This window comes from Pararhizobium sp. LjRoot255, from assembly GCF_964252905.1.
Taxonomy (GTDB): Bacteria; Pseudomonadota; Alphaproteobacteria; order Rhizobiales; family Rhizobiaceae; genus Pararhizobium.
In genome coordinates this window covers 2,564,515-2,589,343 of sequence record NZ_CAXUPQ020000001.1, presented here as the reverse complement: position 1 = coordinate 2,589,343, position 24,829 = coordinate 2,564,515, and the positions used below count along the sequence as shown (strand labels likewise).

The following is a 24,829-nucleotide window of genomic DNA, read 5'->3' as shown; positions in this document are numbered from 1 at the left end:
CCCGCAGCAAGCAAAACCGCGGGGGGTCCGCTCACAGGCGTTACGCCGCGTCCGGCCGGTGCACCGTCTTCACCTCGAGGAAGTCCTCGAGCCCGAACCTGCCGCCTTCGCGGCCATTGCCCGACTGCTTGTAGCCGCCGAAGGGGCTGCCGTAGCGATGCGGGCCGCCATTGATGTGGACCATGCCGGCGCGAAGCCGCGAGGCGACACGCTCGGCACGCTTGGGATCGCCGGTCTGGACATAGGCCGCGAGACCGTAATTGGTGTCGTTGGCGATCTCGATCGCTTCCTCTTCCGTCTCGAACGGCATGATGGCGAGCACCGGGCCGAACACTTCTTCGCGGGCAATCCGCATCGTGTTGTTGACATCGGCAAAGATCGTCGGCTTGACGAAGTAGCCGGTCTTGAAGCCTTGCGGCTTGCCGGCGCCGCCGACCAGAAGCCGGGCACCTTCGGAAATGCCCGCCTCGATCAGCGCCTGCACCCGAGAGAACTGGATATCGCTGACCAATGGCCCGATGTGGCTGCCCTCTTCCGCCGGGTTACCGACCTTGACCTGCCTGCCGACCCGCGTGGCGATCTCGACGACCCTGTCATAGACCGATTTCTGCACAAGCAGCCGCGTCGGCGCGTCGCAGGACTGGCCGGAATTGTTGAAGCATTCGAGCACGCCGGCGGTAACGCGCTCCTCCAGGTCGGCATCTTCAAAGACGATGTTCGGCGACTTGCCGCCGAGTTCCAAGGTGACCCGCTTGACTGTATCGGCAGCATCCTTGCTGACGGCGATGCCGGCGCGGGTCGAGCCGGTGAAAGACATCATGTCGACGTCCTTGTGCCGGGAAAGGGCCGCACCGGCATTCAGGCCATCACCGTTGACGACGTTGAACGTACCGGCCGGGAAGCCGGCCTCGTGCACCATTTCGGCATAAAGCAGCGCATTGAGCGGCGTAAACTCGCTCGGCTTCAGGACACAGGTCGAGCCGGTCGCCAGTGCAGGCACGACCTTGAGCGCGATCTGGTTGATCGGCCAGTTCCACGGCGTAATCAGGCCGCAGACGCCGATCGGCTCGCGCAACAACACGTCGCCGTTCGGCAGGACTTCGCGCGCATGCAACCGCTTCAGCGCATCGATGAAGCCCTGAAGATGGCCGACGCCGACATCGGCCTGCTGCTCGCGGCTCATCGTCACTGGCGCACCGAGTTCCACGGTGATGGTCTCAGCCATCTCGTCATAGCGACGCTTGTAGATCGCCAGAAGTCTTTCGAGCAGCGCCAGCCGCTCCTTGACGCTGGTGCGGCTATAGGTGACGAAGGCCTTCTTGGCGGCGGCAACGGCGCAGTCGATATCGGCGGCCGTTCCCATGGAAATCATCGCGACCGGTTTTTCCGTCGCCGGGTTCAGCACTTCGAGATCATTGGGCGTAATCGGGTCAACCCATTCGCCGTTGATGTAGAACTTGCGTTTGTCGAGCATGCTTTTCCCTCCCGTCAGATCGTCTTCTGTTTTTCCGTCAGCCAGTTGGTGATCAATTGGCGATAGCGCTCGCCGCTAAAGCTTGGAAAATGGCCGCCATGCACGATGCGCACGGGGATTTGTGACAGCCGCTCCATCGAGGCGAGATAGTCTTCGGCGTTGGAATGATAAGTATTCTCGACCAGCGGGCCGTCATAGAGGATATCGCCGGAGAACAGAATTTCAGTCGCCTTCTCGTAGAGCGCAATGCCGCCCGGGGAGTGGCCGGGCGTATGGATGACCTCGAAGACGCGGTCGCCAAGGTCGATGACATCGCCATCCTCGAGAATGCGCGTCGCTTGCGCTTTTTTTACGGCATAACATTCGAGCAATAGGGCTCCGGCGGCAGCGCCTCGAAAATCTCGTCTGTGACATAGGGATCGGCAAGCGTGTTTTCCCGCGTCGGATTGGCGAGCAGATCGGCCTCCGCTGAATGCACCGCGCGACATTCGAACTCGTGATGGCAGCCGATATGATCGAAATGGGTGTGGCTGGCGACGGCGATCAGGCCGCGTTCGGTTACCAGCGGCACCCACTCGCGCAGGGACACGACCCCCGTGCCGCTATCGATCAGCATATCGCGGTCACGGCCGCGCACGTGCCAGATGTTGCAGCGGTAGAATTGCTGGATGAACGGCTCGGAAATGGCGGTCACGTCGTCGTCAAGAGGCTTGACGGCGTACCATCTGTCGGGACCGATGCGTTCCATGCTCATCTCCTGCCGCCTCACGCAAGCAAGGCTACAATATCGGCAAGATCGGCGGCAAGTGGCACGATCTGGCCGTCAGCAATCGCAAATTGAAGCTGGCTGGGTCTCAACTCGACAAGCGCCGTGAGACCCCGTTGACGCAACCAGGCACGTCCTAAACAAACGAAAGCCCCTGAACCGGTATCGACTCAGAGGCCTCGCAATCATTAAACTTTGTAGTCGCCTTCTCGGAAAGTCAGATCGCCCCGAGGACGAGTGCGGAAACGAAAAGGAAGGCCGCAGCCAGTGCGACCGCTTGCATGGCCATGTTCCAGGAAGTTCCGGCGTGGCCAAAGGCGGTTGGGCGATTCTGCATGACTGGTTTCGAACCTTGCATCCTGTCCTCCACTTGAGTTGTTGCAGATCTTCTGCTGACCGTATCGCGCCCTAGCTTTCTCCGATATTTTCCATCGAGTTTATAGATATTATTTTCTTTGTTTTGCGCCTCAGGGGAAAAAACCGTCCTCTGCGCGATCGGCCGTCGCAGTAAACGCGGCAGGCGCCTTAATGTTCCCGGCTGTGTTCTCTTTCCCGAACGTGCCTGACCCATCGCTCGCTGAACCAGGGGCTAAGCAATGAAACATCCGGCTGGCCGTGCAGCTCCGACATCGCACCGGTTTCCTCCGCAAAGGTCCATACCTTGAAGGTCGTCAGCTCGTGTTTGCCGAAGGTCTGGATCAGCGGAATGTCGGCGGCGTCGCGGCCGCGCGCAACAGCGATGCGGCCGATGCGCGGAATATTGTGGCGGGCATCGAACGTGTACCACCGGTCCTGAAGATAGACTTCGAACCAGGCATTGAAATCCATCGGTGCCGGGTCACCGGCAACGCCGATGTCACCCATATAGCCGTTGACGTAGCGGGCGGGCATGTTCATGCAGCGGCAGAGGGTGACGGCCAGATGGGCGTAATCCCGGCAGACCCCTGCCCGCTCCTCATGTGCCTCCATCGCGGTCCGCAAGGCTGGTGCATATCCGTAACTGAAGATCAGTCGATCATGCACGTAGTCGCAGATCGCTTTCACACGCTGCCAACCGGGTTCGATATCACCGAACAGGCGCCAGGCGAGCGCAGCAAAACGGTCGGTTTCGCAATAGCGGCTGGCCGAAAGATAGGGCAGGCAGACGGCGGGCAGTTGTTCGACCGGCACAGCCTTTGCGTCGAGATTGACGCGGTCGGGGCGGCCGCTATCCCTGACGACGGCGTCGTAGCTCAAATGCAGCCCGCCTACCGGTACCACCATGCGCATGCAGACATTGCCATGCGGATCAGTAACCTCGCCGATTTTCACCGCCGGATTGGAACTCGGGCCGCGCTCGCTGATGATGTCGGACCGCCTGCTGCGATCAACGGAAAGATAGGTCATCATCGGCGTCGGCTGATCGCAGCTGATGCCGATCTCGTATCCGAACCGTATGAACATGCCCTAGCTCCACCAACCAAGCGGAAACGGGGTTTCCCGCATCCTAGTTCCGGTTTCAGGTCTGGAAATAGGAAGCCGATCGGGCCTCCGACACAAGGCGCATACCGTAACGGCGCATGTATTTAACACTCGTCCCGGCGCCGTGTAGGATCGAGCTTTCGAGGAGAAGGCGGGGATACCGCCGCTGTCAGCGCCCCCTGATGACTGACGAGAGGGTCGTTTGGGCGCCACCGCGAGGCAGGCGCCACCGGCGATACTAGAACCATCGGCATTATCTGGCAACCTACCCGTGGATGCCGGGCACCGGCGCGCACGCGATGGCGTCAACGAAATCAGACGACCAGCAGCGCCCGGAAGTCGTTGACATTCGTTCCTGTCGGCCCCGGAACGAACAGATCGCCACTTGCGTCAAAGGCGCTCCAGGCGTCGTGACGAGCCAGATGGCCGCGCGGATCGGTGCCCGCGGCGCGCATGCGGGCGACCGTGGCACCATCGGCAAAGGCGCCGGCATTGTCCTCGGAACCATCGATACCATCCGTATCGGCAGCCAGCGCATGAATGCCGTCTGCGCCATCGATATCAAGAGCAAAGGAGAGCAGGAATTCGCTGTTGCGTCCGCCCTTGCCATAATTGTTGCCGGAGATCGTCACGGTCGTCTCACCACCGGACAGGATGACGACAGGCTTCTGAAATGGCCGGTTGCGCCAGGCCGTTTCGCGCGCGATCGCCGCATGCATGCGGCCGATATCGGCAGCCTCCCCTTCGATGGCATCGGAAAGGATCACCGCCTCAATGCCCTGCTGCCGCGCCCTGGCAGCCGCCGCCTCCAGCGAAACGCTGGCAGAGGCAATGACATGACGCTCGTGACGGGCGAAAACCGCGTTGTCCGGCGGCGGCGCCGCAGCTTCGGATGATGTCAGGTGACGCATCACGGCTTCGGGCAGTTCCATCCGGTATCGCTCGACAATCGCGAAAGCATCCGCCGGCGTCGACAGATCGGGGATCGTTGGACCTGATGCAACGAAGGCCGGATTGTCGCCGGGCACGTCGGAGACGATCAGGCTGACCACCTTGGCGGGTGCCGCCGCGAAAGCCAGCCGGCCGCCCTTGATGCGCGAGACATGCTTGCGCACGACATTCATCGCCGAGATCGGCGCGCCGGAGGCAAGAAGTGCGCGGTTGACGGCAATCTCGTCGTCAAGGGTGAGACCCGCAGGCGGCGCGGGCAGCAGCGAGGAACCGCCACCGGAAATCAGCGCCACGACAAGATCGTCCGGCGTCAGCCCTTTGACCAGCCGCAGCAATTCGGCCGAGCCGGCAAGCCCCGCCTCGTCCGGCACCGGATGCGCCGATTGCAGGATGCGGATGCGTTCGCAGGCAGAAACCGGCCCGTGCCGTGCGACGACAATTCCCTCGAGCGGCCCGTCCCACAGGCTTTCGAACGCCGCCGCCATCTGGCTTGCCGCCTTGCCGGCTCCGACGACGATGGTACGGCCCTTGGGCTTCTCGGGCAGATGGGCGCGGATCGCGGCGAGCGGATCGGCTGCTTTGACCGCCGCCTCGAACAGGCTGGTCAGAAAGGCGCGGGGTTCAGATATCATGTAAAATCAGCCTGCAACGTCGAAATCATAGACGAAGACACCATCGACGCCGCCTTCCGTGGCGGCAACGATCCGGCCAGCAGCCTTCTCGTGATCGGGATGAGCCAGATAGGCGCCGCGGGCGGCAGCATCCTTGAAGTCGATGATGAAGCCATTGGTGTAGCCCTTGCCAAGGCCCTCGGGGTTGACGTTGGGGCCAATGTCGATGGCAAGATATCCGGGAACAAGCGGCTTCAGCGCCGCGATGTCGGAGAGGATCGATGCTCTTTCGGCATCCGCAAGGCTGGCCTTGAAGCGGATGAAAACACAATGGCGGATCATGACAAGTCCCTATCGAATGTTGGCGCGTGCCCGCGGCCGCTGGTCGTTGCGTTCGTGGGAGAAGATCGCCGCCGGCAGCGGCTGCCGGTTGCGAATGATGTCGGCCCCCTTTTCGCCCATCATGATCGTTGGCCCATTGGTATTGCAAGAGGGAACGCGCGGCATGACGGAACTGTCGCAGACGCGCAAGCCCTCGAGCCCATGCACTCTCAGTTCAAGATCGACAACGGCATCAGAACCGGTGCCCATCTTGCATGTGCCGACCGGATGATGATCGGTCTTGGCATTGGCGCAGCCGTAGTCGAACAGTTCCTCGTCAGTCATGACTTTCGGCCCCGGCAGGCGCTCGGCCATGATAAACGGTTGCAGCGCCGCTTGGTTGAAGATTTCGCGGGCGATCTTCAAACCCTCCAGCGACATCTTGCGGTCATGCGGATCGCTCCAGTAGTTCGGATCGATCAACGGAGCCGCCGCCGGGTCGGAAGACGACAGCCGCACGGTGCCGCGCGAGCCCGGATGCAGATAGGCGGAGTTCAGCGTGACGCCGGCATTCTTCAACTTCTCCACCCCCGCTTCTATACCCGAGCCGAGACCGAGATGGAACTGGATATCGGGCGAGCGGGCATTCGGATCGGCGTACCAGAAGCCGCCGGTCTCAAAGAGCGAGGAGGCCACCGGGCCGGAGCGGAACAGCATATATTGCAGCCCCGCCCAGAGCGTGCGGTGCAGCTTGGCAACGCCGTCATAGGTGTGATCGCCGGTGCATTCGGAAATGACGAAGAGATCGAGGTGATCCTGCAGGTTGGAGCCGACGCCCGGCAGGTCATGTTTCACCTCGACACCAACCGAGCGCAGATGATCGGCCGGGCCGATGCCGGACTGTTGCAGGAGTTTCGGTGACCCGATCGCGCCGGACGTGATGAGCACCTCACGCTCGGCCCGGATGAACTCGATACCGCGCGACGTGGCGATCTCGACGCCGATAGCGCGTTTGCCCTCCAGCACGATCCGGCTCACCCGCGCGCCAAGCCTGACCGTCAGGTTCTTGCGATCCTTGATCGGCGAGAGATAGGCGAGCGACGCCGAGGAGCGGCGGCGGTTGCGCTGGGTCAGCTGATAGAAGCCGATACCGGCCTGCTGCTTGCCATTGAAATCGTGATTGTAGGGAATGCCGAGCTCCTGGCCAGCACGGATATAGGCATCGCAGATCGGCAGGCCGGAAACGGGCATGGAGACGCCAAGCGGCCCACCATAGGAATGGTAGTCGTCGGCAAAGCGTTGATTGTCCTCGGCGCGCTTGTAGTATGGCAGCACGCTGCGGTAATCCCAGCCGGTGCAGCCGTCTTCGCTCGCCCACAGGTCATAGTCCACCGCGTTGCCGCGCGTATAAAGCTGCGCATTGATCGAGGAGCCGCCGCCGATCACCTTGGCCTGCGTATAACGCAGCACCCGACCCTTCATATGCTTTTGCGGCACGGTCTCCCAACCCCAGCTCGCCACGCCCTTGGTCATCTTGGCAAAACCGGCCGGCATGTGGAACAGCGGATTCCAATCGCTGCCGCCCGCTTCGAGCAACAGCACCCTGACATCGACGTCCTCGGTCAGCCGGTTGGCAAGAACGCAACCCGCCGGGCCGCCGCCGGTGATGATGTAGTCGTAGGTCATGTCGTCTTCCTCAAATCGTTGTCACCCTCCCCTTGAGGGGGAGGGTCGGAGCGAAGCTCCGGGGTGGGGTGATCCTCAGATCTCCAGTGTCACCCCCACCCGCGCGTGCCGCGCGACCTCCCCCCTCAAGGGGGAGGTGAATTTCACAACCGTCCGATCGACAGCCCGCCATCGGCATTGATCACCGACCCCGTCGCAAAGCCGAAGCTACCGCTTGCCAGCGCCGCGACGATGTTGCCGATATCGTCCGGCTCACCCCAGCGCTTCATCGGCACCAGACCACCATCGATCAGCGCATCGTATTTTCCCGAAACTCCAGCAGTCATATCGGAGCGGATGATGCCCGGCCGCACTTCGAAAACAGAGATGCCGGTGTCCGCCAGCCGTAGGGCCAACCCTTGCGAAAACGCAGCCAGCCCCGCCTTGCTCATGCAATAGTCCAACCGCTCCGGCGAACTCATCGTCGCCGAGACGGAGGTAATGTTGATCACCGAGCGTTTCGCACCGGAACCGGCCGCCAGCATCGCCTTCACCACGGCTTGCGTGAAAAACACCGTGCCGCGCAGATTAGTAGCGACGATCGTGTCGAAATTCGCCGGCGCCAGGTCGAGAAAATCGCCACGCACCACTGATGCCATGCCGGCATTGTTGACGAGGCAGGCGATGGGACCCAGTTGCACCTGAACGGCATCGACCGTCGCCTGGTGCCCTAAGAGATCGGAAAGATCGGCCTGCAGGAAAATCGCCTTTGCGCCAAGTGCCGAAAGGTCATCCAGCACAGAACCGACCTGATCGGCTTCGCCGATGCCGGTGATGGCGATGTCGAAGCCGCCTTTCGCAAGCGTCTTGGCGATGCCAAGGCCGATGCCGCGGCGCCCGCCGGTGACGATGGCAACGGGACGTGTCGTCATGCCGCCAGATCCTTTGAAACGATATGATCCGCAACACGCAGCGCCTGCGCCGCCACCGTCAGGGCCGGATTGACCGCGGCGGATGTTGGCAAGAAACTCGCGTCGACGACGAACAGGTTTGGATGATCGAAGGCGCGGCAATAGACATCAAGCGGTGCAGACGCCGGGTCGCTACCGATGCGTATGGTGCCGCACTGATGCGACGGCGTGCGCTTGTCGAACGGCCGGGACAACACGATCGGAAAGCCCGCTGCCTTCAGCGCTTGCTTCAGCTTCTTCACCAGCACCAGATGCGCCGGCCAGTTGGTGCGCACCCATTGCAGCACGATACGTTCGCCATCGACCATGATCCGGCTTTCCGGATGCGGGATATCCTCGCTCATGGCGTAGAAGTCGATGGCGTGGGCGGAGATCTGACCGAGCAGCCATTCCGGCACCGACGGCATGCTCGCCTTCAGGATCGGGCCGGAAATCCGCCCGAGAAGCTGCACGTTGCCAAGCGGCGGACCGCCCTCGCCGTCCGAGAGGTAGTAGTCGTTGAAGCCGAAGGTCTTCTGATAGATCGAATCGTTCCTGTAGAACGGCGAAACCCCGATCACCGCGCTCGAATTGTGATTCATGAAGTTGCGGCCGACCTGATCCGAGCTGTTGGCGAGCCCCTTCGGATGAACAGCATTGGCCGAGCGCAGCAAGAGCGCCGCCGACTGCACCGCACCCGCCGACAGGATGACCAGCTTCGGCGATACCGTCTGCTCCACGCCATCCCTGATATAGCGAACGGTCTCGATCCGCTTGCCGTCCGGCGCCGTTTCCAGCCGCGTCACCCGCGACCCGGTCTGCAACCGGACATTCCGATGCTGCAATGCGACCGTCAGTGCCGCCGTCTCCGCATCCATCTTGCCGTCGAAACTGTTGGGATGTGCATCCCACGGCGTCTTCGCCTTGGCGAGCCATTTGTCGATATCGACGCCAAGCGGCAGCGAATAAGGATGCAGGCCATTGCGCTTGAGCTTTTCGCGCACCGATGCGATTGGCGGTTCGTCCGGAACCGGCTCAAAGGCATAGCTTTGCGAATGCGGCGGCTCCGTCGGGTCCTCGCCAAGTGTTCCGCGCACCTGATAAAGCTGTTCGGCCCGGCTATACCAGGGCTCCAGCTCTTCATAGGCAAACGGCCAGGCGGGCGAGACCCCCTCCAGATGCTGCATCTCGGCGAAGTCCTCGCGGCGGTAGCGCACCAGCACGGCACCGAAGAATTTCGAATTGCCGCCGACATTGTAGTAGTTGCCGGGATTGAAGCCGGTACCATCGGTCTCGTACCAGAGTTCCTTCGGCCGGAAATGGCCGCGCTGGAAGATCGCCCGCTGGTCGCGGTTTTCCGGCCGGTCTTCGATATGGCCGCCGGCCTCCAGGATCAGGATGTCGGCGCCGGAACCCGCAAGGGCAGACGCGATCGTCGCCCCGCCGATGCCGGAGCCGATGATGATGATATCGGGCTGCTTCACCATGACCAGGCTCAGCCGATGCGCTGCTGGCTTTGCGGATCGAAATACACCGCCTTGTCCAGGTTGAAGGCAAGCCTTGTGTGTTGTCCGGGGGCGATACGCGCGTCGGCGCGCAGGCGTGCGACCACTTCCTTGCCCCCGAGCTTCGTCACGGCAAACGTATCGGAGCCGGCCGGTTCAACCACTTCGATGAGGCACTCACCTTCGACCAGCGAGCGGGCATTGCGATCGGCGCCATCCGGATCGGTCAAGGCTTCCGGCCGGATTCCGAAGACGATCTGCTTTCCGGCATAGGCGGAAAGGCCATTGGCCTGCGTCACCGGCAAATGCAGCGGCTCCGCATCCGGGCGCTCCAGGGACACCCGCAGGTCGTTACCACCGCCTTCGACGGTGGCGCTCAAGAGGTTCATCGCCGGCGAGCCCATGAAATCGGCAACGAACAGATTGGCCGGATTGTTGTAGATCTCCGCCGGGGTACCGAACTGCTGCAGCACGCCGTCCTTCAGGACGGCGATCTTCGTCGCCAGCGTCATCGCCTCGATCTGGTCGTGCGTGACGTAGACGATCGTCGTCTTCATGCGCTGGTGCAGGCGCTTGATCTCGGTGCGCATGTCGACGCGGAGTTTGGCATCGAGGTTGGACAGCGGTTCGTCGAACAGGAAGACCTGCGGATTGCGCACCAGAGCCCGGCCCATGGCGACGCGCTGGCGCTGACCACCGGAAAGCTGGCTCGGCTTGCGCTCCAAGAGATGGCCGATCTGCAGCATGTCGGCGACTTGATGGATGGCCTTTTCGCGCTCTTCCTTCGGCACGCCGCGGATTTCCATGCCGAAGGCGATGTTTCCGGCCACCGTCATGTTCGGATAGAGCGCATAGGACTGGAACACCATCGCGATATCGCGCTTGGACGGATGCAGACCCGCCACTGACCTGCCGTTGATCGAAATCTCGCCCGAGGTGATCGGCTCCAGACCGGCGATCGTGTTGAGCAGCGTCGATTTTCCGCAGCCGGAGGGACCGACGAGCACCAGGAAGCCGCCCTCCTCGATCTCGAGATTGATGTTCTTGAGGATTTCCAGCGAGCCGTAGGACTTGCGCAGATCGGTGATTTTCAGAAACGACATGGTCTTAACCCTTCACGGCGCCGGACATCAGGCCGCGGACGAAGTAGCGGCCCGAGACGATGTAGACGGCAAGCGTTGGCAGGGCGGCGAGGATCGCCCCTGCGAAGTGGACATTGTATTCCTTGACCCCCGTGGAGGAGGAAACGAGATTGTTGAGCGCGACCGTCATCGGCGTCGAATGGGCGCCGGAGAAGGATGCACCGAAGAGGAAGTCGTTCCAGATGTTGGTGAACTGCCAGATGACGGAGACGACGATGATCGGGCCGGAGGATGGCAGCAGGATGCGCCGGAAAATCTGGAAAAAGCTCGCGCCGTCGATCTGGGCCGCACGGACCAGTTCGGTCGGGAAAGCCTCGTAATAGTTGCGGAAATAGAGCGTCGTGAAGCCGAGACCGTAGATGACATGCACGAAGATCAGCCCCGGCACCGACCCCGCCAGTCCGAGGATACCGAGGATGCGCGCCATCGGGATGAGCACGATCTGGAACGGGATAAAGCAGGACAGAAGCAGCATGCCGAAGAAAATGCCCGATCCCGGGAACCGCCACTTGGTCAGCACATAGCCGTTCAGCGCGCCGACGATGGTCGAGATCGCCACGGCCGGCACGACCATCAGGATCGAATTGATGAAGAACGGGCGAAGGCCGGTCGGCTGCACGCCGATCTGCGCCGTCGACCAGGCGGACAGCCAGGGTTCGATCGTCCAGATCTGCGGCATGCTGAGCATGCCGCCCTGACGGATTTCATCGAGCGGCTTGAAGGAATTGACCACCATCACATAGAGCGGCAGCAGCGAATAGAGCGCAAACAGGATCAGCACCGAATAGATGATCGCGCGCATCAGGCGGCCGCTGGAGATGGCGGTGTCAGGGCTCTGGACGCTCATTGGCGCTTCTCCCCTCTGATTTCAGAATAGAGGTACGGAATGATGATCGAGAAGATCATCACCAGCATGATGATCGCCGAGGATGCGCCGATGCCCATCTGGTTGCGGGTAAAGGTATAGGAATACATGAATGTCGCCGGAAGCTCGGTCGCCTGCCCCGGCCCGCCGCCGGTCAGCGCGATGATCAGATCGTAGGCCTTGATGGCGAGGTGGGCGAGCACGACGAAGGCCGACAGAAACACCGGGCGCATCAGCGGAATGATGATCCGCCGGTAAATGGTCGCCGTAGAAGCACCGTCGATCTGGGCAGCCTTGATGATCTCGTTGTCGACGCCGCGCAGGCCGGCGAGGAACATCGCCATGATGAAGCCCGAGGACTGCCAGACGGCAGCGATCACCACGCAATAGATCGCGTAGTTGCGGTCCTTGATCCAGTTGAACGCAAAGCTTTCCCAGCCCCAGAGATGCATGGTGTTCTCAAGCCCGATGCCGGGGTCGAGGAACCATTTCCACGCGGTGCCGGTGACGATGAAGGACAGCGCCATTGGATAGAGATAGATTGGTCGCAGCAGGCCTTCGGCACGGATTTTCTGGTCGAGCAGGATCGCAAGACCAAGGCCGAGCACCGAACAGATGCCGATATAGAGCGTTGCGAAGATCGCCAGGTTCGAAATCGCCCGCCACCAGTGCGGCAGCGCCCAAAGCTTGGAATAATTGCTCAAGCCGACGAAATTGTAGGACGGCAGCATCTTGCTGTCCGTCATCGACAGGAAGCCGGTATAGACAATGAAGCCATAGACAAAAATCAGGACGATAAGGAAGCTTGGAGCGAGTACCAGCTTTGGCACAATATCCTGCAACCGGCTGCGGCTATCCATAGTGAACACCACCTTTGGCGCATACCTCCGGCCCTCATGGTCCGGATCGATTACGCACAGTTTTGAAACCTACCGTGGGCATTTCGAGCCCTTGGAACAAAGCGACGGCCCCTCATCCGCCCTGTCGGGCACCTTCTCCCCGCATGCGGGGAGAGAAGGTAGAAGCCGCATCCTCGAAAAGTCCCCTCTCCCCGCAAGCGGGGAGAGGGTTAGGGTGAGGGGCCACAAGCCCGCTCAAAGGCCTATTTGGCGGCTTCGACGGCCGCTGCCAGTTCCTTGACGGCATCTTCCGAGGACAGTTCACCGTTGAACTGACGCGTAACGACGTCGTAGATCGCGTTCTTCACCGAGGCCGGGTTGGCATGACCGTGGGCCATGGAGCCGAACAGCTTGCCGCTGGCATTGGCTTCGGCCAGGTCCTTGATCCCCTTCTTGCCGCAGGCATCAAAATCCGTGTCTGGAACATCGGTGCGCGCGGGAACGGAGCCCTTGACCACGTTGAAGGCTGACTGGAACGTCGGGCTTTCAATCGCCGATGCCATCTGCAACTGGGCCGGCACCTTGTCTTCGGAAACCTTGAACATCGCGAACTGGTCGGAGTTGAAGGTCACCGACCCTTGAGTGCCCGGGAAGCGCATGCAGACGAAGTCGGTGCCCGGCACCTTCTTGGCCTTCACGAATTCACCCTTTGCCCAATCTCCCATGAACTGCAGGCCGGCCTTGCCCTCGATGACCATGGCGGAAGCCAGGTTCCAGTCACGGCCGGAGAAGTTGTCGTCCACATAGGAACGCAGCTTGGTCATGCGATCGAAGGCTTCCTTCATCTTGTCGCCGCCGAGAGCGGCCGGATCGAGATCGATGAAAGCCTGCTTGTAGAAATCGGTGCCGAGCGAGAGCACGACGGCGTCGAAGATCGTTGCGTCCTGCCAGGGCTGACCGCCATGCGCCACAGGGGTAATGCCCTGAGCCTTGAAGTTATCGAGGAGAGCGATCAGTTCGTCCCAGTTCTGGGGCTCCTTGCCGCCTGCCTTGTCAAGCGCTGCCTTGTTGATCCATACCCAGTTGGTGGAGTGGACGTTGACCGGCGCGGCGATCCAGTGACCGTCATATTTGGAGAACTGCTGCAGGGCGGTCGGAATAACCTTGTCCCAGCCTTCCTTGGCGGCGGTCTCATCGAGATTGCCGAGCGCGCCTTCCTTGGCCCAGTCGAGAATGTCGAAGCCGAGCATCTGAACGGCCGTCGGGGCGTTGCCCGAGGTGACGCGGGCGCGAAGCACCGTCATGGCTTCCGTACCGCCACCGCCGGCAACCGGCATATCGGTCCACGAAATGCCCTTGCTTTCCAGATCCTTCTTCAGGACGTCGAGAGCAGCCGCTTCGCCGCCGGATGTCCACCAATGCAGAACTTCAACACTCTCGGCCGCATGAACGGCGCTGACGCCCGCCATGCCGCCCATCATGATCGCTGCCACTGCCGTCATCGTCAAAAACTTGCGCATCGCATTCCTCCCATTTTGCAAGTCATAAAGCGGGAAACTCCTCCCCCGCCGTTGAATGCCGTCCCGTCTCGAAGGCGGGAAGCAATTGGTCGCGGCTCCCGCCGCTGGCACATTTAAAACGTTATAAGCTACATCAAGTCAAGCGTTGCTCACAATCTCCACGGCAATAGCTTTAACATACTGAATTTGGATGTTTATAAGCCATCTCCACGATTCCGCACTGCAGCAAAAAGAGCGAAAAGTATGATTTAAAACGTTTGCACAAACGACGTTGCACATCCGTTCGTCCCGCGTTACAAAAGCGTCCTGTCATCGCCTCAGGGGAGTATTTCATTGGCTGACACTCCCAAATCCGCCCCTTCCGAAAGCATCCGGAAAAGCGGCAAGCCGACCCTGCGCACGATTGCTGATATCACCGGCTTTGCCGTGACGACCGTGTCGCGCGCGCTGAGCAATGCACCGCAGATCTCGCTCGATACCCGCAAGCGCGTTCACGCGGTCGCAGCCGAAATCGGCTACCTGCCGGATCGCGCCGCCCAGCGCCTGAAGACTGGCCGAACCAATGTCATTAGCGTACTGCTTGATCCGCACGCGGAAATCCTCGGCTACGGCACGTCGCTGATGCTCGGCCTCGCCACCGCGCTGAAGAACACGCCCTACCACCTGATCGTCACGCCGAATTTCATCAATGACAGCAATGTCGACGCCATCAGGTACATCGTCCGCAATGGCATGGCGGACGGCCTGATTTTTTCGCGCACCGAGCCCTTCGATCCGCGCGTGCGCCTTCTGCTCGAAAACGGCTTTCCCTTCGTTACCCACGGGCGAACCGAGTTCTCCACGCCGCATCCTTACGTCGATTACGACAATTTCTCGTTCGCCTACGAGGCGACAAGACGGCTGATCGCCCGCGGTCGCCGCAAACCGATGATCATCCTGCCGCCGAAGCGCATGACCTTCGCGCAGCACCTGCTGCACGGGTTCATGACCGCCGTTCGCGAGGCGGGCGTGGCCTACGAAATCCCGACCGAAATCGACCTCGACTGTCCCGTCGACCAGATCCGCGACTATATCAGCCGCCGTGCCGGCGAGCCCGATGCCCCCGACGGTTTTGCCTGCGGCGGCGAAGTTTCCGCGCTTGCGACCATCACCGGCATGAGCGACCATGGCCTGACACTTGGCGTCGAATACGACATCGTTGCCAAGCAGACTTCGAAACTGCTGGTCAACATCCAGCCAAAGGTCGAGACCATCTACGAAGACCTGACGGATACCGGCGAGCAGATGGGACGAATTCTTCTGGCGCGGATCGCCGGCGACGAAACGACCGATATGCAGGTGCTGCTCAAGCCGCAGATCAACTTTCCGGCGCCGGAAAGTTGATCCTGAGTTGCCGAGTATCGAACTTACCCCCCTCTGTCGGCTGAGCCTGTCCTCGGGCTTGCCGAAGGCAAGACCCGGGGGCCCACATCTCCCCCTCAAGGGGGGGGATCGGCCGCTGGCTCTGTCGGCAGTCTGACCGAAACCCTTGTCGCCATAAGGGAAAAGGATGATCTCCCCCCTTGAGGGGGAGATGTCACGAAGTGACAGAGGGGGGGAAGCGTCCCCGAACCGGAGCAAATTTGTGAAAGAGACTGAGGCACCGCCCCGCTCCAAATTCGAATTCAGTCCCATCACGCCCTCCTTTCCTCTCGGCTACCTAGTTTAAATCGCGCTATGGACGCGGCATCCACCAGCCGGTGCGGCCGCCGATATGCATGTTGAGCGTCTTGGTCTCGGTATAGTCTTCCACCGCATGGCGGCCGAGTTCGCGGCCAAGGCCTGACTGCCTGTAGCCGCCGAACGGCAGTTCGGAGGCGCCGTCCATGAAGGTGTTCATCCAGACTGTTCCGGCCCGCACCTTGCGGCCTACGGTGAGGCAAGTATCGAAATCGCGGCTCCAGACGCCGGCCGAGAGGCCATAATCAATGGAATTGGCGATCTGGATCGCTTCCTCGGTCGTCTCGAAACTCAGAACCGAAAGCACCGGCCCGAAGACTTCTTCACGCGCCACCGCCATGTCGGGCGTCACGGCAGACAGAATGGTCGGCGACATGAACTGGCCGGAGCCGAGATCGAGCGCCGCGCCGCCGTGCGACACGGTCGCGCCATTGCCGGAGGCGGCAGAGACATAACCGACGATCTTTTCCAGATGCTGCGGCGTGATGATGGCACCGACCTGCGTCGAGGGATCGAGCGGATCGCCGACCTTGACCTTGGCCGAAAGCTCGGCAACCCGGCGCGTGACCTCATCTACGATCTCGCGATGAACGATCAGCCGGGAACCTGCGTTGCAGCACTCGCCGGCATTGAAGTAAGCGCCGAACACCGCAGCGTCGATGAAATCGTCGAGATTGGCGTCCGGAAAGACGATCTGCGGGTTTTTGCCGCCAAGTTCCAGCGAGACTTTCTTCAACGTCTGCGCCGCATTGCTCATCGTCAGCTTGCCGATGCCGGTCGAGCCGGTGAAGGAGACCATGTCGACGTCCGGATGGCTGGTGATCACTGCGCCGACATCCGGGCCGGTGCCGGTGATGATGTTGACGACGCCTGCCGGAACACCGGCGGCCTCGAGGATTTCGCCGAGAACCAAAGTAGACCCCGATGTCAGTTCGGACGGTTTGACCACCGTGGTGCAACCGGCCGCTAAGGCAAATGGCAGCTTTTGGCTGACGATCAGGAAGGGGAAATTCCACGGCGTGATGATCGAGACGACGCCGATCGCTTCGCGCAGGACGACACCGAGCGTGCCGTCGCCGAGCGTGTTATAGCTCTCGCCATGCAGGTCGCGGGCAAGAGCGGCTGCATAGCGCCAAATGTCCGCCGCGCCGCCGAGTTCACCCTTGGCCTGGCTGATCGGCTTGCCGGATTCTATGCAGTCGAGATAGGCGAGTTCATCGGCCCGCGCCGCGATCATGTCTGCCGCCTTGAGCAGGATCAGCGAGCGCTCGGATGCGGTCATGCGCGGCCACGGCCCATCGTCAAAGGCTTTGCGCGCAGCGGCAATCGCCCGTTCGGCATCCGCTTTCGTGGCGGCCGGATAGCGGCTGACGGTGACGCCGTGGCCGGGAGCTACACGCTCCAGCGTCCTGCCATCGGCCGCGTTCACCCATTTGCCGTCGATCAGCATCCGGAATTCGCGCACCTTCGCGTCGGCTAGCGCCTTGGGCTTCACCAGAACCGTCATTACCATTCTCCCTTGAATTCCGCGGGGCGTTTTCCGGCGAAAGCCGCAACGCCCTCCTTCATGTCGCCGGTCTTGGCGGCAAGCATCGAGCCCAGCGCCTCGACGGCCGTGCCGTTGTCCTCGCCGTTGGCCGAAGCAATCATCAGCTTGCAGATCTCCAGTGCCGGCGGGCCGCGCTTGGCAATGCGGCCGGCGTAGTCTTTCGCCGCCTCCAGCACCGTGCCGGTCTCCGCCACAGCGTCGACCAGCCCAAGCTCCCTCGCCTCCTTGGCCGCAAACATCTCGCCGCCGAGCACCATGCGGCGCACGAGTTGCGCGCCAAACCGTTTGACGAGACGCTGCGTGCCCGACCAGCCCGGTACCATGCCGAGGCCCGTTTCCGGCAACCCGATCCTGATCTGCGCTTCCGCGATGCGGATGTCCGCAGCCGCCGCCAGTTCCAGCCCGCCGCCGAGCGCGTGGCCGTTCATCGCGGCGATCACCGGCATGCGCAGCGTCGCCAGCCGCTCGAACACCCGGTGGCCGAAGCGCACCCATTGATGACCGAATTCATTGGGGCTCATCGCCCCCCAGGCCTTGATGTCGCCACCGGCGGAAAAGGCCTTGCCCTCGCCGGTCAGGATAACGACCCGCACCTTGGCGTCAGCCTCGACCGTATCGCAGGCGGCCGAGAGCGCTTTCAGCATCTCGATGTCGAAGGCATTCAACTTTTCCGGCCGCGCCACGGTGAGGACAGCGATCGCATCTTCGATCTCGATCTTGATCCGAGCATCAGCCATGCGACGCTCCTTCCAGGGTCAGCACCGGCTTTTGCGGCAGTATCAGACCGATCGGCGCCGCATGGAACAGCGCCTCATCCATCACCGTCAACCGGTCGGACACGCGGAGCGGAAACTCCGACTGGTCGAGAATATGCGTCTGCAGGTCGACGCCCGGCGCGATCTCGGTGAGCATGATGCCTTCCGGTGTCAGCTTCATCACACAGCGCTCGGTGACATAGGTGATGTCCTGACCTTGGCTGACGGCGCGGCGGCCGGAGAAAGTCACATGCTCGACCTCGTTAACGAGTTTCTTCAGCTTGCCTTCCTTCTCGATCACCAGCTTGCTGTCGGCCATGGAAAGTTTCGCCCCGGCATTGAACATGCCCGAGAAAACGATCTTCCTCGCCCGCGCCGTGATATCGACGAAGCCGCCGGCGCCCGCCGTCACATGCGGCCGGAAGGAGAGTTTCGAGACATTGACCGAGCCGTCCCTGCCGATTTCGAGGAAGGACAAGAGCGAGGCATCGAAGCCTGCCCCCTGGAAGTATGTGAACTGGTAGGGCGACGGCATGAAGGCATCGGCGTTCGAGGCGCAGCCGAAAGCAAAATCGAGCAACGGCACGCCGCCGACAGCGCCCTGCTCGATCACCCAGGTGACCGACCCGTGCAAGCCTTCTTCGAGCAGAATGCGCGGCACGTTGGCCGAGATGCCGAAGCCGAGATTGACGCAGCTTCCGCCCTGAAGCTCCTGCGCCACACGGCGGGCGATGACCTTCTGGATGTTGAACTCCGGCACACGGAACGTGTCGAGCGGCCGGAAGATTTCGCCTGATATGGCCGGGTCGTATTCCGTCAGCGTCGTCTGCTTCTGATCGGGATCGACGACGACATAATCCACCAGCATGCCGGGCACGCGCACGTCATGCGGCTTCAGTGAACCGGACTTGGTGATGCGCTTGACCTGCGCAATGACGATGCCGCCATTGTTGCGGGCTGCCAATGCCTGATCGAGGCCGCCGAGAGTGGCACCTTCGTGCTCATAGGTGAGGTTGCCACGCTCGTCCGCCGTCGTGGCGCGGATGATTGCCACCTGCGGCACGATCGCCTTGAAATAGAGCCAGTCCTCGCCTTCGAATTCGATCTTTTTCACCAGCGGCTCGGCCGCGGCGGACGCATTCATTGCGCAGCCCTGGCGCGACGGGTCGACGAAGGTATCGAGGCCGATCTTGGTCAGCACGCCCGGCCGCTTGGCCGCCGCCTCCCGATGCATGTCGAACAACACGCCGGAGGGAATGTTGTAGGCCGCGACCTCGTCATTGCCGATCATCTGCCAGATCAACGGCGGCTCGGCCGTCGATGGACCGGAGGGATAGGAACCGCCGATGATCTTCTTCAAGAGGCCCTTTCTGGCGATGTGGTCGACACCCTTGATGCCGCTCATGTCGCCGGCGGCGATCGGGTGCAGCGTCGTCAGGTCGCGCGGATGGCCGGTCGCATCGAAGTGCTCGCCGATCGCTTTCAGCATCAGGTCGGGGCAACCGAGCCCGCTCGACGACGACACCGACACGATCGCGCCGTCCGGGATCAGGGAAGCGGCCTCCGCCGGGGTGATATGCTTGCTCATCAGTCTCGTCTCAAAGTCCGGTTTCGATGCGAACGGTGCCGCCGCTCGCCGCAGCCTGCATGACGGCAAGGCCCGTGCTCAGCGACCAGATGCCGTCTTCCCCGCTGCAGAGCGGCTGGCCCCTACCGGCGACGGCGTCCTCGAAGGCCACGAGCGTGTTTTGGTAGAGATTGCGGTGGCTGATCGACAGTTCGGTCTCGCCATCGACGTTGCGCAGCGTGACCGTGCCAACCGGCTGCTGGGTCATGCAGTCGCGGCCGATCAGCGAACCTTCAGTGCCATGGACCTCAAGGCCCGTCGTCGCGTATTTCGTGGTGAAGCCGTCATGGAATTGGGCGATGAGCCCCGATTTGAACCGCAGCACGCCCATTGCCGCGTCTTCCAGCCCGGCCTTCGCCATGCCGCCATGTTGTCCGTAGGCAACGGCCTCGACCGGATCATCGCCAAGCACGAAGCGCAGTGTATCGGTGTCATGCACGGTGATATCGAGAATGACGCCGCCGCCGGCTTCCGGCTTATTGAGGCGCCAGCCCTGCAGATGCGGCGGCAGGTAGACCGCGTGAAAGACACGGGCCGCCAGAGGTATGCCGATCGTCCCGGCGGCGATCGCGTCGCGCATGGCGCGATGGGTGGCAGAGCCCCGCAGATGATGATTGGTCGCCATCACGACACCGGCGTCACGAGCAGCCTTCACCATCGCATGCGCATCGTCGAGCGAGAGCGCCAACGGCTTTTCGCAGAGAATATGTTTTCCCGCCCGGGCAGCCGCAAACACCTGGTCGCGATGCAGTTCGTTGGTGGTGGAAATATAGATGGCCTGCACATCAGGATCATTGACGAGTTCGTCAACCCCGGTCACGGACTTGGCAATGTCATGATCGCGCGCATAGGCAGCACCCCGATCGGCGCTCGTGCTCATCACCGACACGACCTCACCGCCGACGGTGCGGATCGCATCGATGACCCATTCATGGGCAATCGTGCTTGCCCCGATCAAACCCCAATGTGTCATAGCAAGGACAACCTTTCTCGTCTGTCGGTCGCAGCACCACAACTCTGGCGTACGACGAGCCGCACCGAACTGACGATCGCTTCGGCGTCCGCCCGGCCTGCATTGATCTGTTTCAAGAGCAATTGCGCGGCCCGCCGGCCCATCCCTTGCGGATCGACGGAAACCGTCGTCAGCGCCGGTACTGCCGTCTGCGCCTCGATCACATCGTCGAACCCGATGACGGCAAAATCCTCGCCCGGGTCGAGACGATGGGCACGCAACCCGTCGCAGACCCCGAAGGCAACCGCATCGTTGAAGCAGACCGCCGCCGTCGGCCGTTCGCGCAGCAGGAGTGCCCTCTCGATGGCAGCAACACCGCCTGCCCGCGACGGCGCGGAACTGATGACCAACTCGTCATGCACAGCGAGATCCATGTCCGAGAGCGCATCGCGATAACCTTGCAGCCGCTCATGAAAGACTGCCGTATCGGGAAAGCCCCCAAGGAAGGCGATGCGGTGATGACCAAGCCCGGCAAGGTGCCGCACGGCTTCGCGGGTGCCGGCATGATTGTCCGAAACCAGTGACGAAACCTTGGCGCCCGCGACCTGGCGGACGACGTTGACGACCGGAATACCGCTCGCCACCAGAGACTTCAGGTCGGCGGCTTCCGTGCCGCGTGCCGGCGACAGGATCAGGCCGGAAATACCGTGTTCGCGCATCGAGGATATGACCTCGCGCTGCCGATCGAGGCTTTCGCCCGTATTGGCAAGGAACTGCACATAGCCGGCCGATTGCACGACCATGTCGACCCCGACGGCAAGCTCGGCGAAGAAGCTGTTGGTCAGGTCATTGACGACGATGCCGATGATTTTCGACTTGGCATTGGACTGGCGCAGATTGGCGGCGCCGCGATTGTAGACATAACCCAGCTCGCGAATGGCCGTATTGACCTTGGCGCGGGTCGCCTCATTAACGAGCGGACTTGCCTGCAGCACGAGCGACACAGTCGACTTCGACACACCGGCGGCGTGCGCAATATCGATGACCGTGACCCGTTCCTTGCCCACATTTTCCTCCCAGCGAGGTCTTTTCGCCTCAACATCTGCCATTAGATAATTGGAACGTTCCAAACTTGTCAAGCGGATTTCTTGAAAAATACGCGAGCAGGCCGACCGCCCGTCCTCAATGAAAGTCCCGGGCAGATCGCACGTCGCTCATTTAATTGATTTTCAATAATAATAATGACTTCTTGCAAGAAATATCGCTCTCCACAACCTTGGAATGAGACGTCTTTGGCCACTGGCCTAGCGTGCCGCGGCGCAATATTCGCATTAAATCACCACTTGAAATTTGGAACGATCTAAATTATTCGACCTGTAACACCCGAGGAGGAGCCCGCATGTCCGTTACCCTGTCGCTGCCGCGCGCCGATGGCACGCTCGAGCCGTACCGCCTTTCGGGAACGCCGATCGCACGGCCCGCAACGGTTCCAGCCTTCAACCGCATCGCCTATGCAGCAGCCCACGTCGTGTCCGATCCGCTGGCCGATCGCGAGCCCTGGGGCCGCCCTGCCATCGACTGGGATGCGACGATGGCGTTCCGGCATCATCTCTGGGCGCTGGGCTTCAAGATTGCCGAGGCAATGGATACCTCACAGCGTGGCATGGGCCTTGATTGGGCCGGCGCCCAGGAATTGATCCGCCGTTCGCTGGCCGAAGCCCGCGCAGTGCCGGGCGCCGATCTCGCCTGCGGCGCCGGCACCGACCATCTCTCGCCGTCCGACACGCGCTCGTTGGATGATGTCATCCGAGCCTATGAAACGCAGATCGGCTTCGTCGAACGGCATGGCGGCCGGTCGATCATGATGGCAAGCCGGGCGCTCGCCCATATTGCCAGATCGCCGGACGACTACGGCAAGGTCTATGGCCACATTCTTCGCCAGACGAAGGACAAGGTCGTGCTCCACTGGCTCGGCGACATGTTCGATCCGCAGCTGAAAGGCTATTGGGGCTCGGAAAAATTCGAGGACGCGCTGGAGACGGTCCTGTCGATCATCGAGGACAACAAGGCAAAGGTCGAAGGCATCAAGATCTCGCTGCTCGACAATGCCTGCGAAGTCGCGTTGCGCAACCGGCTGCCGGACGGCGTGCTCTGCTTCACCGGCGATGATTTCAACTATGCCGAATTGATCGAGGGCGACGGCAGGAAATACAGCCATGCCCTGCTCGGCATTTTCGATGCCGTCGCGCCCTCGGCGTCGAAGGCGTTGGCTTCGTTGGCAACAGGCGACGTTGCCACGTTCCGCAGCGTCATCGAGCCGACGGTGCCGCTCTCTCGAAAGATCTTCGAGGCACCGACGCAATATTACAAGGCCGGCGTCGTCTTCCTCGCCTGGCTGAACGGTCACCAGAAGCACTTCACCATGCCGGCCGGCATGCAATCGGCCCGTGGCGTAATGCACTATGCCGACATCTTCCGCCTTGCCGACAACGCCAATGTGCTCGACAAGCCGGATCTGGCCATGGAGAGAATGAAGGCCTTTCTCGTCAGTCAAGGGTTCTGAGTTCTCTCAGACCCGCGATTATTGCCGTCTTTTTCGCGGAAACACTTCATTTCTTGCCTCATCTCGTGTTGAAGAAGGACAAGAAAATGCGGAGACGGCGAAGGCATGGCTGCGATGAAATCCTGGAAACGGCGACTGCGCAAATGGCGCAACCGCGTCGCAAGACACATCCTGAGCACCCGCACCGGCCGCGAGCTGCTCGTCAGTTCTGTCAGCCCGACCATCGTGTCGATGACGGCCGATTGCGGCGACCATCTGATGACCTTCTCGCCGCACGACTACATCGGCCGGAAAATCTATCGCAAGGGCCATTTCGAACGCGAAAACGTCGATCGCCTGCTACGGATCCTGCGCCAGCGCAATTTGCTGAAGCAAGACGCTGTCCTCCTCGAACTCGGCGGCAATATCGGCACGCAAACCCTCTATTTTGCCCTGAGCCAGGCCTTCCGCCACATCGTGACGGTGGAGCCCGATCCACGCAATTTCAAGCTGCTGCGCACAAACATCGACCAGAACGGCCTGCAGGATCAGGTCACCGCGATCAACAGCGCCGCCGGCGAAAGCGAAGGCGCTCTCGATTTCTTCCTGCACCGCGACAATCACGGCAAGAGCAGCGCCCTGCGCCAGAGCGACCGTGACATCGCCATTACAGTTCCCGTAAAGCCCGTCACCACCATCCTCACTGAGGCAACTGTCGCGCCGGAAGAGATCGGGCTGATCTGGATGGATATCGAGGGATATGAGCCGTTCGCCGCACGCTCGATGCGGCCGCTGCTCGAGCGCCGCGTGCCGTTCTACATGGAGTTTTCGCCGGTCTTCTACGGACCTGACGGATCAGCGGCCTTCATCGATCATCTCGCACAATTCTATGACAACTGCATCGTCTTCTTCGGGGACCGGCAGGTGGAGATGAAAGTTACGGCGATGCCGGTCGAGATGGAGCAGTTCGACGTCCTGCTCCTGCCCTGACGGCAACGGCCCGATCAACGTTTCCGGTAGAAATAGGTTCGTCCAGGCTCAGCGCCGGTCGGAAGCGGCAGCGGCTCAAGCGCGGAATGGTCGAGCGGCAGGCCGCTTGCAGCGATGCCGCCGGTGACAAGCGCCGCGGCGACCGATTGCGGCAGCCAGGTCAGCGTCTGGGCATCCTTTTCCGGATAGGCCGTGCCGATATCGGCATGCGCAAAGGCAACATCCTTTCCGGCAAACTGCTCGATCGTCTCCCGGATGTCGCCGAGGATGAGATCCGCCTCCGGCGGCGTCGAATCGGGGTGGGAACCGACGGCACGATCGAAGGCAATGATTCGGTTGCGCGGAAACAGCTCGCGGATGTGATCATAGGTCCGTCCGTTTCCAAGCCCGATTTCCAAAATCACGCCATCGGGCGCAACCATCGCCTTGTCCCTGATATGGTTGAGAACAGCGCGCTGCGACTGCATGCGTGAAATAAAACTGTCGAGGCGGCTCATCGAATACTGTCCATCCATTCCAAATCATGCGGGGCCAAATCATGCGGGCCAAATCATATGGGTTGTCCCGCTTAACATGACGTCGCGCAACCGGTCGACCGCCCGGCATGAAATAAGCTGCTATTTCA

Annotated in this window: 20 protein-coding genes and 1 pseudogene; 3 read left to right on the top strand and 18 right to left on the bottom strand. The window is 61.5% G+C overall.

Translation table 11 applies throughout. The annotated features are described in order from the left end of the window. Positions 1-40 precede the first annotated feature (40 nt). The 12 genes and pseudogenes from ACSQ2W_RS12535 to ACSQ2W_RS12480 form a co-directional block, all read right to left on the bottom strand. Positions 41-1,474, bottom strand: coding sequence for an aldehyde dehydrogenase family protein (locus tag ACSQ2W_RS12535; protein WP_436086527.1), 1,434 nt, complete (start codon positions 1,472-1,474; stop codon positions 41-43). Between the two features lie 14 nt (positions 1,475-1,488). Continuing rightward, positions 1,489-2,222 (bottom strand): annotated as a pseudogene (locus ACSQ2W_RS12530) (MBL fold metallo-hydrolase). Positions 2,223-2,765: 543 nt separating this feature from the next. Then, positions 2,766-3,683 carry a transglutaminase-like domain-containing protein gene (locus ACSQ2W_RS12525; RefSeq protein WP_436086526.1) on the bottom strand — a complete coding sequence of 306 codons (918 nt, stop codon included), beginning with the start codon at positions 3,681-3,683 and terminating at the stop codon, positions 2,766-2,768. 332 nt (positions 3,684-4,015) lie between these two features. Then, positions 4,016-5,284, bottom strand: coding sequence for a glycerate kinase type-2 family protein (locus tag ACSQ2W_RS12520; protein ID WP_436086525.1), 1,269 nt, complete (start codon positions 5,282-5,284; stop codon positions 4,016-4,018). A 6-nt stretch (positions 5,285-5,290) separates the two neighbouring features. Next, complete coding sequence (locus ACSQ2W_RS12515) at positions 5,291-5,605, bottom strand: Dabb family protein (protein ID WP_436086524.1); 315 nt, start codon at positions 5,603-5,605, stop codon at positions 5,291-5,293. Between the two features lie 9 nt (positions 5,606-5,614). Beyond that, a complete protein-coding gene (locus ACSQ2W_RS12510; protein WP_436086523.1) occupies positions 5,615-7,270 on the bottom strand; it encodes a GMC family oxidoreductase in 1,656 nt (551 codons plus the stop codon). 143 nt (positions 7,271-7,413) lie between these two features. Then, the gene (locus tag ACSQ2W_RS12505; protein ID WP_436086522.1) at positions 7,414-8,181 is read right to left on the bottom strand and encodes a 3-ketoacyl-ACP reductase; all 768 of its coding nucleotides are present in this window, start codon (positions 8,179-8,181) and stop codon (positions 7,414-7,416) included. Then, positions 8,178-9,686 (bottom strand): GMC oxidoreductase, encoded by a 1,509-nt coding sequence (locus ACSQ2W_RS12500; RefSeq protein WP_436086521.1) that lies wholly within the window; start codon positions 9,684-9,686, stop codon positions 8,178-8,180. The genes ACSQ2W_RS12505 and ACSQ2W_RS12500 overlap by 4 nt, the downstream gene beginning before the upstream one ends. A gap of 8 nt (positions 9,687-9,694) precedes the next feature. Further along, positions 9,695-10,807: an ABC transporter ATP-binding protein gene (locus ACSQ2W_RS12495; RefSeq protein ID WP_436086520.1), complete on the bottom strand. Its 1,113-nt coding sequence runs from the start codon at positions 10,805-10,807 to the stop codon at positions 9,695-9,697. A 4-nt stretch (positions 10,808-10,811) separates the two neighbouring features. Continuing rightward, complete coding sequence (locus tag ACSQ2W_RS12490; RefSeq protein WP_436086519.1) at positions 10,812-11,693, bottom strand: carbohydrate ABC transporter permease; 882 nt, start codon at positions 11,691-11,693, stop codon at positions 10,812-10,814. Then, complete coding sequence (locus ACSQ2W_RS12485; RefSeq protein WP_436086518.1) at positions 11,690-12,571, bottom strand: carbohydrate ABC transporter permease; 882 nt, start codon at positions 12,569-12,571, stop codon at positions 11,690-11,692. Before ACSQ2W_RS12485 ends, ACSQ2W_RS12490 begins: the two co-directional genes overlap by 4 nt. Positions 12,572-12,813: 242 nt before the next feature. Then, positions 12,814-14,070, bottom strand: coding sequence for an ABC transporter substrate-binding protein (locus ACSQ2W_RS12480; protein WP_436086517.1), 1,257 nt, complete (start codon positions 14,068-14,070; stop codon positions 12,814-12,816). A gap of 333 nt (positions 14,071-14,403) precedes the next feature. On the opposite strand from ACSQ2W_RS12480, the gene ACSQ2W_RS12475 reads away from it, so the two are divergent. Continuing rightward, complete coding sequence (locus ACSQ2W_RS12475) at positions 14,404-15,453, top strand: LacI family transcriptional regulator (RefSeq protein ID WP_436086516.1); 1,050 nt, start codon at positions 14,404-14,406, stop codon at positions 15,451-15,453. Positions 15,454-15,784: 331 nt separating this feature from the next. On the opposite strand, the gene ACSQ2W_RS12470 is transcribed toward ACSQ2W_RS12475, so the two are convergent. The 5 genes from ACSQ2W_RS12470 to ACSQ2W_RS12450 are packed head-to-tail and all read right to left on the bottom strand — an operon-like array spanning position 15,785 to position 21,739. Continuing rightward, positions 15,785-17,296 (bottom strand): aldehyde dehydrogenase family protein, encoded by a 1,512-nt coding sequence (locus ACSQ2W_RS12470; protein WP_436086515.1) that lies wholly within the window; start codon positions 17,294-17,296, stop codon positions 15,785-15,787. After that, positions 17,296-18,075: an enoyl-CoA hydratase/isomerase family protein gene (locus ACSQ2W_RS12465; protein WP_436086514.1), complete on the bottom strand. Its 780-nt coding sequence runs from the start codon at positions 18,073-18,075 to the stop codon at positions 17,296-17,298. The genes ACSQ2W_RS12470 and ACSQ2W_RS12465 overlap by 1 nt, the downstream gene beginning before the upstream one ends. Continuing rightward, positions 18,068-19,681, bottom strand: coding sequence for an acyl CoA:acetate/3-ketoacid CoA transferase (locus ACSQ2W_RS12460; RefSeq protein ID WP_436086513.1), 1,614 nt, complete (start codon positions 19,679-19,681; stop codon positions 18,068-18,070). Before ACSQ2W_RS12460 ends, ACSQ2W_RS12465 begins: the two co-directional genes overlap by 8 nt. A gap of 10 nt (positions 19,682-19,691) precedes the next feature. Next, positions 19,692-20,693, bottom strand: a complete 1,002-nt coding sequence (locus tag ACSQ2W_RS12455; protein ID WP_436086512.1) for a Gfo/Idh/MocA family protein — start codon at positions 20,691-20,693, stop codon at positions 19,692-19,694. Continuing rightward, positions 20,690-21,739 carry a LacI family DNA-binding transcriptional regulator gene (locus tag ACSQ2W_RS12450; RefSeq protein WP_436086511.1) on the bottom strand — a complete coding sequence of 350 codons (1,050 nt, stop codon included), beginning with the start codon at positions 21,737-21,739 and terminating at the stop codon, positions 20,690-20,692. The genes ACSQ2W_RS12455 and ACSQ2W_RS12450 overlap by 4 nt, the downstream gene beginning before the upstream one ends. A gap of 332 nt (positions 21,740-22,071) precedes the next feature. On the opposite strand from ACSQ2W_RS12450, the gene ACSQ2W_RS12445 reads away from it, so the two are divergent. Both ACSQ2W_RS12445 and ACSQ2W_RS12440 read left to right on the top strand, forming a co-directional pair. Then, positions 22,072-23,235 (top strand): dihydrodipicolinate synthase family protein, encoded by a 1,164-nt coding sequence (locus ACSQ2W_RS12445; RefSeq protein ID WP_436086510.1) that lies wholly within the window; start codon positions 22,072-22,074, stop codon positions 23,233-23,235. 105 nt (positions 23,236-23,340) lie between these two features. Further along, positions 23,341-24,204, top strand: a complete 864-nt coding sequence (locus tag ACSQ2W_RS12440; RefSeq protein WP_436086509.1) for an FkbM family methyltransferase — start codon at positions 23,341-23,343, stop codon at positions 24,202-24,204. 14 nt (positions 24,205-24,218) lie between these two features. On the opposite strand, the gene ACSQ2W_RS12435 is transcribed toward ACSQ2W_RS12440, so the two are convergent. Then, positions 24,219-24,701, bottom strand: a complete 483-nt coding sequence (locus ACSQ2W_RS12435) for a class I SAM-dependent methyltransferase (protein ID WP_436086508.1) — start codon at positions 24,699-24,701, stop codon at positions 24,219-24,221. Between the last annotated feature and the right edge of the window lie 128 nt (positions 24,702-24,829).

Excerpts from the sequence above, each read along its gene's own strand:
- ACSQ2W_RS12535 (WP_436086527.1), bottom strand. The coding sequence starts at position 1,474 with ATGCTCGACAAACGCAAGTTCTACATCAACGGCGAATGGGTTGACCCG.
- ACSQ2W_RS12525 (WP_436086526.1), bottom strand. The coding sequence starts at position 3,683 with ATGTTCATACGGTTCGGATACGAGATCGGCATCAGCTGCGATCAGCCG.
- ACSQ2W_RS12520 (WP_436086525.1), bottom strand. The coding sequence starts at position 5,284 with ATGATATCTGAACCCCGCGCCTTTCTGACCAGCCTGTTCGAGGCGGCG.
- ACSQ2W_RS12515 (WP_436086524.1), bottom strand. The coding sequence starts at position 5,605 with ATGATCCGCCATTGTGTTTTCATCCGCTTCAAGGCCAGCCTTGCGGAT.
- ACSQ2W_RS12510 (WP_436086523.1), bottom strand. The coding sequence starts at position 7,270 with ATGACCTACGACTACATCATCACCGGCGGCGGCCCGGCGGGTTGCGTT.
- ACSQ2W_RS12505 (WP_436086522.1), bottom strand. The coding sequence starts at position 8,181 with ATGACGACACGTCCCGTTGCCATCGTCACCGGCGGGCGCCGCGGCATC.
- ACSQ2W_RS12500 (WP_436086521.1), bottom strand. The coding sequence starts at position 9,686 with ATGGTGAAGCAGCCCGATATCATCATCATCGGCTCCGGCATCGGCGGG.
- ACSQ2W_RS12495 (WP_436086520.1), bottom strand. The coding sequence starts at position 10,807 with ATGTCGTTTCTGAAAATCACCGATCTGCGCAAGTCCTACGGCTCGCTG.
- ACSQ2W_RS12490 (WP_436086519.1), bottom strand. The coding sequence starts at position 11,693 with ATGAGCGTCCAGAGCCCTGACACCGCCATCTCCAGCGGCCGCCTGATG.
- ACSQ2W_RS12485 (WP_436086518.1), bottom strand. The coding sequence starts at position 12,571 with ATGGATAGCCGCAGCCGGTTGCAGGATATTGTGCCAAAGCTGGTACTC.
- ACSQ2W_RS12480 (WP_436086517.1), bottom strand. The coding sequence starts at position 14,070 with ATGCGCAAGTTTTTGACGATGACGGCAGTGGCAGCGATCATGATGGGC.
- ACSQ2W_RS12470 (WP_436086515.1), bottom strand. The coding sequence starts at position 17,296 with ATGACGGTTCTGGTGAAGCCCAAGGCGCTAGCCGACGCGAAGGTGCGC.
- ACSQ2W_RS12465 (WP_436086514.1), bottom strand. The coding sequence starts at position 18,075 with ATGGCTGATGCTCGGATCAAGATCGAGATCGAAGATGCGATCGCTGTC.
- ACSQ2W_RS12460 (WP_436086513.1), bottom strand. The coding sequence starts at position 19,681 with ATGAGCAAGCATATCACCCCGGCGGAGGCCGCTTCCCTGATCCCGGAC.
- ACSQ2W_RS12455 (WP_436086512.1), bottom strand. The coding sequence starts at position 20,693 with ATGACACATTGGGGTTTGATCGGGGCAAGCACGATTGCCCATGAATGG.
- ACSQ2W_RS12445 (WP_436086510.1), top strand. The coding sequence starts at position 22,072 with ATGTCCGTTACCCTGTCGCTGCCGCGCGCCGATGGCACGCTCGAGCCG.
- ACSQ2W_RS12440 (WP_436086509.1), top strand. The coding sequence starts at position 23,341 with ATGGCTGCGATGAAATCCTGGAAACGGCGACTGCGCAAATGGCGCAAC.
- ACSQ2W_RS12435 (WP_436086508.1), bottom strand. The coding sequence starts at position 24,701 with ATGAGCCGCCTCGACAGTTTTATTTCACGCATGCAGTCGCAGCGCGCT.